This window comes from Pseudoalteromonas sp. XMcav2-N, assembly GCF_024124545.1.
GTDB lineage: Bacteria > Pseudomonadota > Gammaproteobacteria > Enterobacterales > Alteromonadaceae > Pseudoalteromonas.
On the sequence record NZ_JAMXSF010000010.1, the window covers coordinates 1 to 12,999 of the forward strand.

Sequence of the window (12,999 nt, forward strand, 5' to 3'; positions counted from 1 at the left end):
CTTCAACAAGTTCAAGGTGGCTAAATAATGACATAATTAACAAGTAGATGGTGATAAAAGTGGGCGTTATTAGATCAGAAAAGCGGCGGGTGTTAAAGCCTTTTTACAAAGTGTGATCCCGCCGTGCTACACCGATAGCCTTGAAGTGTGTCAAAGCTGTTCCCTAGCAAAACATCATATAGGAATATACTCAATTACAATCAATGTAGAAAAACAAACCAAACATCTGACAAATCGACTAGTCTACTTGCCTGGCAACAAGGTTCAAGCAATCTAACACGACGCACAAATGTTGGTTAGCGCTGGCCCACGGAAAGCCAGCAGCATAAGTGGTGAAATTTAGCAGTTAAGGAGCATTCAAATCAGACCTTATCTCTGACTAAATAAAATCGATTAATGACGCTCATAATAAACAGGTAATACAGTCTCATCTACATCAATTAAAAGCACCTTCCTGGGAATCTTCAATAGGAAAAACTACCTCTTCCATTATATGCCTACATAAAACTGTTTTAACGCCCCCGATCAAGTCTTTCTTAAAGTTTGAATAGTCTGATATAACAGAATCAGGCCTCTTTTTATATAGAATTAACTGTATCAAACACTCAAGCGAATCTAAGTCCCTTGCTATGCAAGTATTAATATCTGGTAAGTCATCATCTTCGAAAAAATTCCTATTGAATTTTAACCAAGGCTTGTACACCGTTTCGTACGGATCAGCAAGCAACTCCGAACCTCCGCACGTTGTTGTAAGTGCTATTTTTAATACCGCGCCATGCTCTCTCTCATTCGACTCTTCAGTTCGTTCAAAATCAACAACATCTCCGGCATAATACTCTCCCAAATCATGATTTATCAACTGGATAATGATGTCACTTTTATCATAATTTAAGTACTTATTATCTGTGATTTTTCCACTTTTAATCAGTTTTTCCATTTGCTGATTAGAAGGCAAATAAATTTGTGCTAACCTAACGGCAAAGTCTGTATGAGATGAAACAGACTCTGCCCCCCTAATTCTTCGAACAATTTTATCGCTCAAAACCTCTTTATTCCATCCCGTCCTTGGAGTTTCTTTCAGTTTGTACATTTGAACCAGAGATTCTGAAAATGGAGGTAGACTACTATTGTAGTAGAATAAAAAAGCCTTCAAAACACTTCGATTAAAATCAAGTAGCCCATCAATTTTAAGAGCTATTTCAGCAAGCTCTTTTAACTTCCCATTATTGTCCGTTTGACTCAGCGTGCGCCTTTGCAGCCTGCCAAGTGCGAGAGAAAACAGAGTATAAACAACCAGGTTAAATAGAGATTCAGCATTCCCATCTTTGGCAATATAGATTTTTTGTTCTATTTGGCGCAAGGTGTTTTTAAAGCTCTGATTGGCGTCTTTAGCGACCATATCATTATCCTGGATATAGTCCCCATCACCATAATAGGACAAATGAAAACCCTTATTAACAGAGTCAAGCAACTTACTTGAAGCTATCAACTTTATATATTCTTCATCAGACTTTTGATTTAGATATATCAAACTGATATATATCGTTCTATGCAACACTAAGTCTTCATCTTTATAATCACCGAGAACCATTCTTTTTTCGATGTTTTTCAACTGGTTTTTAGCATTTAAAAGAAACTTCGTTGCCTTTTGCTTTAAGTCTACTTTGGTGACTCGACCCAGCAAATAGCACAAAAATGCCTGAAGCCGCTTACCTGAAAAGTCATAAATAGATATAATTGCATCAACAAACTCACTTTGATTTTCTCTGAGAATGATATTTTTGGCATGCTTATTTATTAAGTAAGGATATACATTCTCTAACTCCATATAACGAGAGCCACTTCTTATTCCGTTTAGGCTCTCTTTATACATCTTTTTTATTGCATCACAAATATGACTAGCACATAACCAACCCAGCATTTCAAAGCTCTGTGTGGCTATACGTTTAATGAGTAAATTATTCCTCCCTCTTGATTGACTGGGATCTTTTGTAACCAGAAAGCGATATGCAAAATTGGCAGCATTCTTCATATTTTCATCTGCCGAGTCAAAGTGCTCACCAAAGCGCTCAACATAATCTCTAAAGAAACACTCCAAAAAAAGCGAGCCATTATATTTATCAGAATTATTAAAGTCGTCAAAATCTGAAACCCCAGAATCTTGAACATACTTTATCAACAAGTTGAGCAGTCGAATATTATTTCTACTTTCGAAAAACCAACGAATCAACAGCTGGGCCGCGACAAATACATACTTCTCATTATTAATGTCTTGACAACATGAGAAATCAGTAAGTAAGTTTAACTCCAACTCATTAATCTTATCTATTGGAAGACCAACCTCAAATGGGTAATGCCTGGAAAATATACATTGAAAACCTACTCGATCATTGCAGTGAGATATACCTTTGTAACTTCTTTTGAAAATAATAACATTGCAGATAAAGTCGTTCGATATAAAGTCAAAAACAACTTCTGACAATTCTACTTTTTCATCCACACCGTCAAAGATATAAATAGCATCTTGGGATGTATTACCTAATAAATTTAGAGACCTTTCAAACCTTTCTTTTGTAGTTAATTTTAAAATTATATCCTTCTCGATACTCATTAGATCGATGAAATGAACTTGAGATTCACTACTATTTTTACAGTAGTGATATATATAAGAAGCAACGACTGACTTTCCAACACCGGGAAGACCAGAAAACTCAATTAAGGTCTTACTTGAACAATCATTGTTAATATCAACCAGATTGTGTCGAAGTTTTTTAAAATTTTCACACCCAAGAAGCCGCTTAGAAAGTTCAGCATTATTGTTACTCTCAAACACATTCTTTTCAAAAGTTTTGCCAACTAGCATACATTCTAAATTAGGCTCATCAATCTCATCTAAAAACTTCATCAGGTACTCTGAAGATACACCATATGGGTTAACACTGTTCTCCAAATGTAGATTACAGCTCAGAACCCCAATAACATTTTTCTTGTCTACACAAAAAATAGGGGAGCCACTATAACCAGGCAAAAACTCTTCATTCGATGTCAACTTCAGATAATTAATTTCATGTCCACCATCCTTACATATAACAACATTACTATTAACTCGCACAGTGGAAGAAACTTCTTTTTTTTCTATCTGATTACCATTAAATGAACACCACCCACACACTCTAGCCTCAGCTTCCCCATCAACCCGCGTATGTGCCAACGGAATCGCCCTAATCTTACAATTTGGTAAAAATAATACGGCAAGGTCAACGCCTTTTTCATGAAATGACGAAACCAAATCGCACGCAATACCATTAACAATGGGGGCTAACTGTGATTTTAGTATTTTCTCAACAGTGTGGTAGCACGTGGCGACGTAGCTTCCATTTTCAACCTCTTTTATAGAAAAACCTGTGCCTGTAATTGTTTTGTTCTCATCATGTACCATCACAACTGAGTCATTCATTTTCATGATCACAAGCCTTAAACGTCATTGATACTTTTACGTGTCCTTCCATTGCACTTTTCGCGACAATAAAATTCCCCTCTCCAGTTACTTTCATTCCAACTTCTACAATGGCTGACTCCATTGCTATATCTTTGTTCAACTCTTTGAATGTGTTCACTACGGGGATCATTACTGTCTCAAGAGCATTCTTCAGCTTATTCACTGTACCCACGGAATTGGATTGACTATTAATGTCGGAGAAACCAGATTCTTTTGTGTCCAATTCAAACTCAATTCCTTCATCAAACCTAAGTGTAGTCATTCATCTCTCTCCTTAGCATCGTGTTCAAATATTTGAAATATTTACCAGAAAAACATCTACCCAACACAATGAATGATTAAGTTATAAATCAAAACTTTGTTGGGGTGTAAAAACCAATGTATCACAATTAACAATCTGAAAACTTTTCTGGTTTAAAAATAGACAATTAAGTTCTTAAGTCAAGGGAATAAAAGTTTACAAAGTAGACGGATGATGTATCTCAAGTGGTGCTTTTGAAAAAGCCACTCTGTATAGAGTGTAAGCAAGCAGTAGTTGTATACTTACTGCCTGCAATCGGAAGTTCAATTGTAACTTAACCCTTCCATTTTCGCAGATTACCTGTTGTTGCAAACCCTTGGTATGCGCTGTGATTCATTGCGAATCAGTACTCAGATCCCGTCAAAGTTAAAACTTGATAAATGAGTTAATATAGAATCCACTAGCCCGGTTTCTGGAACCTGATTCAATTGAGAAGCTGCGCGCGAAAGTCGCCATGTAAGCTATGGAGAAACTTTTTGGTCGGTATAACACTGCGAGAGTCATGCCTCGGGTAATCCAAAATGCATTGACGCGAGCTACAGACGCGCTGTGGTAAATCTTGTACTCGCGCCATCGACAAAACTTTGAATATCGGTGCTATATTGTGAGTGCCTGACTTTCAGGCACTCACAAACATTATTGGTATTTGAACACCCATTTCGCGTTGTCATTGCTGGCCTTACCATGACGGTTCAGGTGCAGTTGCTGCGAACTGCTATCAAGCCAGACATATTGCTCCCAACGCGTGCTTTTGAGATTCCACACACCACCTTGATCGATCAGGTCAAACCCCGAGTCTTTTGCAGAATCCCAAAGCTTTACGTAGCCGCTTGAAGAGGCACTGTAACTTAGGAACAGACCTGCATTTTCTCTGGCGCGAAAATACACTTGCTGGTTTTTACCGGTCACACCAATGAATTCGACAGGCGTATTGCCACTGGCCTTAAGTCTGGCATGATTCTCCAGACCTGACTCGCTTGATACCGCCAGCCCTGTCTCTGCACTTTTCAGGATCATGGCCTGGCCCGCATCCGCAGGTAAGTCTGGGGCTTGCCAGCCTTCAGGGGCTGTTTTCCAGAAAGTTGATTTCCATTGCCAGTTGTAAGGTATATCCATCAGAGGATCGTTAAGGTCTTCATAGCCCTCTACGGCTTCAACATTATACAAGCACTGACGGCGCTCTTCATCCAACTGAGCGACACGCTCTAGCTGGCTGACGGTCCCAACATTCAGCTCTGCCATACACTGTTCAAGAGACTTCCCTTTGCCAGATTCCCCCGGTGCCAGTACATAAGTGTTATCGCGACGGCTTTCGTCATCATACCATTGACGCATGGCGGTTTCGTCAAATGATAACCAGGCATCAACCAGCATCTGAGCTTGCGTACGTGCATACGTTTCACGTTGTTCAACCGGCGTTGCCATAGTGCGGATAAATGCTGCCCACAGATCTTTACTGGCTTCCAGTGCCACCAGCGCTACGGGCTTCATATTGCTGGGCCTATAACCATCCCAGCTGCCATCTGTACGCGTGCCCGGGTACCAGATCACATCGCCACTTTCATAACTGATGGCGTCGCCGGTGGCATGGGTATGCTGCTCAGCTCCTTCGGAGCACAAATAGGCTTTTACTTGCCAGACTTTTTCATAGTTGTCTTCAGGCAGACGTACCGTATGCTCAGGGCTAAATGAGTCCTGAAACAAGTGCACAGCCCGACCAAACAGGAAGTAGTTATGATCCACCTCTACCGCGCTGGCATAGCCTCCCCCATCCCACACTTTAATCTGCTTGCTCTGCGCCATGGCAGCATTGACGAAATGGTCAATAAACCGGGCTTGTCCGCGCTTTGCGGCATCTACACCACCCGCTCCACCCACATCGTCATAGCGACGCATAAAGTGATCCTGCTGCAGGTCAGCAGGCTCCTGAGCGACGGCATTAAAACAGTTTGGACCTGTGGGATCGATACTGGCATTGGTGACATTAAAACCGGCAATATCCACCCAGCGCTCACCGACTATCGCCGCGAAGATTGCGTCATATTCTGAGTAATAAGTGTTGTCATTACGACGACTGGCAAGAATTTTTGCGACTTCAGTTTGCGCGATATTGAGCTCTGTTGATTTTGCTAAGCCTTTGTTCCAGCTCAGACGAGGGTCATTGGCATCTTCTACCTGAGTGTTTTGTGACAAAAGCTCAAGAGCTGAGGTTCGGGTTAACCATTCATGGCCAATGGGCATTACCCCGCTGCCGCCCAGCTGGGTAAATGCCGTGACTTGAGCGCTTGCGGCAATGGCAACAAAACAGGTAAGAGATTTTAACTTCATAATTACTCCTTAATTAATTTAGCCGCATCATTGTCACACAATTGAAATATGAAATCTTTAATAAAAACATAAAAAATTCATATAAAGCATAAAAATAAGAATAATTAGTGACCTAAAACTCCGTGTTCAGTATATAAATCCATCAAATAGCGGGAGAAGAAATGGCTTATTATTGAAAGCAGCAATGGTAAGTCACTCGGTCCACCCGTTAGTTGGGAGCCGGACCGATATTAGCGAGTGTCAGGAATATCACACTAAGTGGAGTCAGGAGGTCGGCAACTTTGTGCGTCTTACCAACCTCATGCAGATGGAATCGAGTAAAACCCCGAGGTATCAGCGTAAATCTGCCGGTGTAGGGTAATCCGGGTGTTCAACATTTTGATGAGACCACACGGCTGGGATTGCCGGTTCCCATCTATCTTTAATCAAGTTAACCAGGGTTGTCAGGTCATGCTCAGGTTTACCATAATAGTCCAGCCAACCTGAAGGCACATTTTCCGGCGCAGTCGCCTGAATCACATGTGCCATCCATTGCTTTCTGAGCTCAGCCCATTGTGCAGATTGCTTTTCACTTTCGGCGATGCCGGCAACAGGCCGCAACTCGATATAGATAGTGCGCCGTGGCCCTTCACTTCTTTTCGGTTCAGAACTATGCAGTATCATCATATCCTGCACCAAAATATCCCCCGCCTTCGCCGGTTGCTGCACGACGCCGGGAATGTTCCAGCCATACTGACTTGAAAGCTCATAGATATCTAAAATCTCATGTTGCGAGTCCGGAATATAACGCAGACAGCCATCATCCAAATCCGCATCATCCAGGTAAACGCCAACATTGAGATACGGATAATTTCTGGGATGTGGTGCACCGTGGTGCCAGGAAATATGTGGATGGGGATGCTGATATTTGTATACCAAATCAAGCTGCATAGGCACACAGCCCTCACCCACCATTTGCTCACAAATCGCCATCATAGTTGGGCTGGCAAGCAAATCTAAAACAAGCTCAGGGTCATCAAACAGCAGATCATTGTAACGAAATAGTTTCGGTTCGCCAGATTCAGTAGACAAATAGTACTGATTGCGTAATGCCCCTTTTGCCAAATCTTCCTTTGCCGACGCTTCCAATTTGACAGACAAATCTCTCAAGCGCTGCAACAAGTCTTGTGACAACGCCTGCTCAAAGCGAACAAACCCATTTTGTGCATAAAAGCTCAGCTTTTGTTTTTCTATTGATGCCATAACCTGACTCTTTCTTTGTCCTTTAACCAATAACTTAGCATTACTTATCATCACCAAAATAGCAATTACGCTTTATTACGCCTTTGTACTCGTGTTTTACGACCCTGGGCTATGATTGTTCTGGTTCAAGCGATAAATTAAGCGCACTTCGTACATGCAGACTCGTGGTATCGTAAAGCGGTATTTCCAGATTTTCATCGCCAATAAGCAGGGCTATTTCAGTACAACCCAAAATAACCGCTTCGGCACCGGCGGCTTTCAGTGCCGCGATGATTTTTAAGTACTCGTCCCGAGAGCTGTCGTATATTTTGCCCAGGCACAGTTCCTGATATATCACATCATGAACGCGCTGCTGATCGGCACTATCTGGCACACAGACTTCCAGAGCGTACTTGTCTTCCAGCCGCTGACGATAAAAAGTCTCCTGCATCGTAAAACGTGTACCGAGCAGCCCGACTTTCTTTATGTTATCTCGTACCAGCGCCTGGCCGGTTGCATCGGCAATATGTAACAAGGGGACGGAAATCGCCTGCTGAACCTGATCTGCTACTTTGTGCATAGTATTGGTGCATATCAACACGAAGTCAGCCCCCGCAGCTTCGACAGACTGTGCCGCCTGAGCCAGTAACTCAGCCGCACCGTGCCAGTCACCTTTGTGCTGCTGCGCTTCTATCTCTGCAAAATCAACGCTGACCAAAACAATTTTGGCCGAATGTAAGCCCCCCAGCTGTGCTTTTACCCCTTCATTAAGCAAAGTGTAGTAACTTAACGTTGACTCCCAACTCATACCGCCTATCAATCCGATTGTCTTCATTGTTGCTATCCCATTGTGTTTGTTCTGATATTGCCAGACTCTCACAAATGAACGGAGTAATGCAGCTTTTTTATATCAGCCGCAGCTCAGCCCGTGCCAGCGGTATTTTCTTCAGGCCTGTCTCACCGCTCGTCAATATATCAATTGTTTCAATGCTCTGGCTAAGTCCTGTCATCAATTCGTTATTGTACCCGTTTAGATTGTTTTGTATTCGCCCCAAAACTCAATCAGCCAGAATGTGCAAACTCTGGCGACAATCATTAAAAGGATTCGACAATGAAACCTAGTACAAAACCCCTGCTGGCTTTATCGGTGATATTCGCCCTTGCGGCCTGCGATGGTGATAATGGAAAAGACGGGCAGGCTGGAATTAACGGTGAAGATGGCATCAACGGCGTAAATGGCAATACCGGTGCGAAAGGATTGACCAGCCTGTTAAGTCAGGTATCCCTGCCCATGGGTGATCCCCAATGCTACTTTGGGGGCATAGCGTTGCACTCAGGTGTCGACATTAACAGTGATAACCAACTCAGTGGCGTGGAAGTCACCCAGACTAATTATGTGTGCCAACCATCTCCGCTTTCAGCACAAGGTTCTGCATTGCCTCATACCGCGCTACGCAGTGATCTGCAAAACGGCGATATTGCAGGCAGCACCTTCGAAATCCGAAATGGCGGTTATGGTTCGGATATGGTAGCCCACCCAACCAACAAAACGCAGTTTTATGCTTTGACTGACCGCGGACCCAATGCCACATATACCGGGGAATACGGTAAAGGTAAGAAGTTTCCGACCCCCGACTATACGCCCCGCATCGGCTTATTTGAGCTGCAAAGCAACGGTCGCGTAGTCAAGTTAAAAGAAATTTTACTCAAGCGCCCTGATGGCACACCAATTACCGGTCTGCCTAATAGTTCTGATCTCGGGGGCACAGGAGAAACCCCCTATACAGCAGAAGGAGCGCCCATTTTGGTTGATAACTCTCAGCCGTATCATGAGCAGGATAACCCGCTCAAACTAGACGATTATGGCCTGGACGGAGAAGGCCTGGTTGCCTTAAAAGATGGTAGTTTTTGGGTCAGTGATGAATATGGCCCACATATTGTCCACTTTGATGCCAACGGCGTTGAACTGGCAAGAATTAACGCATTCGCAGAAGATAACCGGGTTGCACTACACCTGCCAGCTGAATTTGCCAATAGACGTGCCAATCGAGGCATGGAAGGCCTGGCAATCACACCAGACGAAAAAACACTGGTAGGTATAATGCAGTCTACCCTGTATAACCCCTCCAAGACTGTCAAAGATTTAGATATCGTTCGTATTGTAACCGTCAACCTGGAAACCAAAGCAGTGGGACAATACCTGTACAAACAGGAAAAGAACCAGAATTCAAATTCTGGTATCGTTGCGCTATCTGACTCTGAGTTTCTGGTTATTGAGCGAGATGGCGCATTTTATGGCACCAACCCGGATGCCATGAAACGCATTTATAAAATCAACCTCAGTGACGCCACTAACCTGGAAGAAATCGCTTCATCGCCGTTGATAACGCAAGATAACGCGCTCGGTTTGGTTATTTCAGGCAAAACACTGGAAGAAGTGATCATGGAACAAGGCTGGGAAGCACTGAGTGACGCTGGGATTGTGCCTGTCACTAAATCTCTGGTACTCGATCTGATTGATCAGGTTGGTTATCCACACGACAAACTCGAAGGCATGTGGCTGATTGATAACACAAGGCTGGGTGTACTAAACGATGACGACTTTGCGACTTGGTCCACCGATGGTGTACTTGAGCAAAAATACCTGGATACAGGCAAAACACAAGTAGACAGTAATCGACTTTTTTTATTTGAAAACCTTACCCTGGTGACCAATTAACTTGCTACCGAATTTACACGGCTCCAATAACGTTAAAAGCCAGGATTTCCTGGCTTTTATTATTTAGTTTTTGAACAATCAGATGCTTGGATCGGGGCAGTTCATAAACTCATTTGAATAGCAGTTTCCATTAGTCGGGCAACCATAAAAGACCGCCGTATTACAATGCGGTTGCATAGTTGGTCCACATAAAGGTGCAAAATCGGTCGGATAACCGCCGGCTACTTTTGGTGTCATATTGTTTGGCAACGACTTGTCGTCAGCTGTCAAACCCTTGAGCTTCTTCTTGTTAAGTGTCAGTTTCATGGCTTATTTTCCTTATACTATATATTGAGTTTATGCGGGGATCCGGCAGTACTGATCTCCATACGCGGTATAGCAGTCACCATTGGTTGGGCAACCCTGCTGTATGTCGGTATTGCAGGCAGGGTCAATCGTTGGGTAACACAGGATCGGATGGTTGGTATACGTACCACCCGCAACCTCAGGTGTCATTTCACCAGGCAAAGCATTGCTGTCAGCTGTCAGGCCTTTGAGTTTTTTCTTGTTGAGAGTCAGTTTCATTACAATGTTCCTTATATTAAAACCCATTGTTAACACAATAAAAACAACTAATCAACAAAACAACCATACAACAACCCAGTATCTGGAGGCTACTGCGCTTTGAGCACCTTAATTAGGGTATCTATATCTGCACGGCTAACACCCAGGTGGGTCACCAGCCTCATCCCCTGATATCCTGGGGTAATTTGGATCCCCTGCTCGACCAGCTTTTTAGCAATCTTATGAATATCAATTTCACTGGCAACATCCACGTAGACCAGGTTGGTTTGCACCTGATAAGCCGAAGTATTGAATCCATCCACTTCATTAAGTCGCTCAGCCAGATAACGCGCATTTTGGTGATCTTCACATAAACGCTCGACGTTGTTTTCCAGTACGTACAAGCCTGCTGCAGCGAGTATACCTGCCTGGCGCATACCACCTCCCAACATTTTTCTCAGGCGTCTAGCCCTGTAAATCAGCGCCTTACTTCCCAATAGTAAAGAGCCAACTGGAGCGCCCAGGCCTTTTGACAGACAAATTGTCATAGAATCAAAATGCTGAGCGATTGCCCGAATGTCGACCTCTAATGCTACTGCCGCGTTATATACCCGGGCGCCGTCAAGATGTAGCTGCAGTTTGTGTAAATCACAAAAGGCACGTGCCTGTGCCAGATAATCCAGGCTGAGAACCTTACCGCCAATGGTATTTTCCAGGCTAAGCAGCTTGGTACGGGCAAAATGAAAGTCATCCGGTTTTATATACGTTGTCAGCTTTTTCAGGTCTAAACTGCCATCAGATTCGTTTTCAACAGGTTGCGGCTGCACCGATCCCAGTACCGCTGCACCACCCGCTTCATAGCGATAGTTATGCGCACTTTGCCCACACAAATACTCATCACCACGCTCACAATGCGCCAAAATGGCCAACAGGTTAGCCTGTGTGCCGGAACTCACAAACACCGCCGCTTCAAACCCGTGGCGCTGCGCTGCAAACTGCTCAAGCTGGTTTACCGTCGGGTCATCGCCATATACATCGTCCCCTACTTCTGCCTCCAGCATAGTTTGAAGCATGTTTTTACATGGTTTGGTCACGGTATCGGATCTGAAATCTATCATTGTCGTTTTTCCTGTTTGCAGCGATAAACTAAAGCGCCAGTAGAAAACATTTTTACCCTTTATACAAGTCAGAGGCTGTTACACAGATCGCTGTAACGCTTTTCTACCCGCCATGGCGGATTAAGGCGATTCTCACCAGCCCAGTATAATTTGATTTTATTACCTGATGGATCTGCCACAATGGCTTCGCGCCAGAGGTATGACTCTTCGGTGGGTGCCTGCAACAACGCAATGCCCCGCGATTCAATCAGTGCGACCCATTCATCCAGTGCCTGATGCTCAAAATAAATGGTGGTGTTATGAATGATTTCGTCTGCACTCAGGGACAAAGAGAAAGTCGCATCTCCCTGTGGACACGCAAAGCGTGCATAATGGGGCGTATCAACAATTTGTATAAAACCCAGCTTAAGATAAAACGTGACAGCATCATCCATATTGTTAACGCTCAATGTGACCTGATTTAAGTTCATATTTTTTATCCTTTTTTATTTTTCATACGCGGTATTGCGCTGAAAGTGCAGCAAAGATAAAACCTCAACTTAGATTTAGGTCAATGACTTTTTATAAACTAAGTGGCTCTTTTATTGATGACCGCGTATGGGGTCATTTCGGAGTTAGATTGGTCGCCAATACCAAAGCGTCCCCATGACGAAGTATGCGCTCATTCCGGTATTAGATTGGCTTCCAGTACCAATTCGTCCCCAGATCCTCACCTTCCCTCGTCATCCCGGCCAACGAGCCGGGAACCATTCGGTAGTCAATTAAAGTGCTACAGATAATAATGCTGACTGTCAGATAACGAGATACAGTACGCTTTTTACTGAGTAAAGATTGCCAAACCGAACCGCCGGTAAGTAGATCCCGCATCAAGTGCGGGATGACAGGGGGTTGTGCGGGATGACCGGGAGTTGTGCAGAATGACCGCGTATGAGCTCATTCCGGTATTAGATTGGCCTCCAATACCAATTCGTCCCCATGACGAAGTATGCGCTCATTCCGGTGTTAGATTGGCTTCCAGTACCAATTCGTCCCCAGCTCCTCACCTTCCCTCGTCATCCCGGCCAACGAGCCGGGAACCATTCGGTAGTCAATTAAAGTGCTACTGATAATAATGCTGACTGTCAGACAACGAGATACAGTACGCTTTTTACTGAGTAAAGATTGCCAAACCGAACCGCCGGTAAGTAGATCCCGCATCAAGTGCGGGATGACAGGGGTTTGTGCGGGATGACCGGAAATTGTGCAGAATGACCGGGAGTTGTGCGGAATA

10 protein-coding genes are annotated in these 12,999 nt (G+C 43.8%); 1 reads left to right on the top strand and 9 read right to left on the bottom strand.

Annotated elements, in window-relative coordinates:
- Window positions 1-436: 436 nt before the first annotated feature.
- From NH568_RS13840 to NH568_RS13860, 5 genes are all read right to left on the bottom strand, one after another.
- Complete coding sequence (locus tag NH568_RS13840; protein WP_253048212.1) at window positions 437-3,463, bottom strand: trypsin-like peptidase domain-containing protein; 3,027 nt, start codon at window positions 3,461-3,463, stop codon at window positions 437-439.
- Window positions 3,450-3,761, bottom strand: a complete 312-nt coding sequence (locus NH568_RS13845) for a CU044_2847 family protein (protein WP_253048214.1) — start codon at window positions 3,759-3,761, stop codon at window positions 3,450-3,452. The genes NH568_RS13840 and NH568_RS13845 overlap by 14 nt, the downstream gene beginning before the upstream one ends.
- A 675-nt stretch (window positions 3,762-4,436) precedes the next feature.
- Entirely contained in the window at window positions 4,437-6,128 is a 1,692-nt protein-coding gene (locus tag NH568_RS13850; protein WP_253048216.1) for a hemolysin D, read from the bottom strand.
- Window positions 6,129-6,461: 333 nt separating this feature from the next.
- Window positions 6,462-7,370 (bottom strand): phytanoyl-CoA dioxygenase family protein, encoded by a 909-nt coding sequence (locus tag NH568_RS13855; protein ID WP_253048218.1) that lies wholly within the window; start codon window positions 7,368-7,370, stop codon window positions 6,462-6,464.
- 109 nt (window positions 7,371-7,479) lie between these two features.
- Entirely contained in the window at window positions 7,480-8,184 is a 705-nt protein-coding gene (locus NH568_RS13860; RefSeq protein ID WP_253048220.1) for an aspartate/glutamate racemase family protein, read from the bottom strand.
- A 276-nt stretch (window positions 8,185-8,460) separates the two neighbouring features.
- Between NH568_RS13860 and NH568_RS13865 the strand changes: the two genes are divergently transcribed.
- A complete protein-coding gene (locus tag NH568_RS13865; protein WP_253048222.1) occupies window positions 8,461-10,068 on the top strand; it encodes an esterase-like activity of phytase family protein in 1,608 nt (535 codons plus the stop codon).
- A 78-nt stretch (window positions 10,069-10,146) separates the two neighbouring features.
- Here the strand turns inward: NH568_RS13865 and NH568_RS13870 are convergent, their stop codons facing one another.
- The 4 genes from NH568_RS13870 to NH568_RS13885 all read right to left on the bottom strand — a co-directional run bounded on the left by NH568_RS13870 (window position 10,147) and on the right by NH568_RS13885 (window position 12,199).
- On the bottom strand, window positions 10,147-10,374 hold the full coding sequence (locus NH568_RS13870) for a hypothetical protein (protein ID WP_138552014.1): 228 nt from the start codon (window positions 10,372-10,374) through the stop codon (window positions 10,147-10,149).
- A 30-nt stretch (window positions 10,375-10,404) separates the two neighbouring features.
- The gene (locus NH568_RS13875; RefSeq protein ID WP_253048224.1) at window positions 10,405-10,632 is read right to left on the bottom strand and encodes a hypothetical protein; all 228 of its coding nucleotides are present in this window, start codon (window positions 10,630-10,632) and stop codon (window positions 10,405-10,407) included.
- 89 nt (window positions 10,633-10,721) lie between these two features.
- Window positions 10,722-11,729, bottom strand: a complete 1,008-nt coding sequence (gene ltaE, locus NH568_RS13880) for a low-specificity L-threonine aldolase (protein WP_253048226.1) — start codon at window positions 11,727-11,729, stop codon at window positions 10,722-10,724.
- Between the two features lie 68 nt (window positions 11,730-11,797).
- Window positions 11,798-12,199 (bottom strand): VOC family protein, encoded by a 402-nt coding sequence (locus NH568_RS13885; RefSeq protein ID WP_253048228.1) that lies wholly within the window; start codon window positions 12,197-12,199, stop codon window positions 11,798-11,800.
- Window positions 12,200-12,999 lie beyond the last annotated feature (800 nt).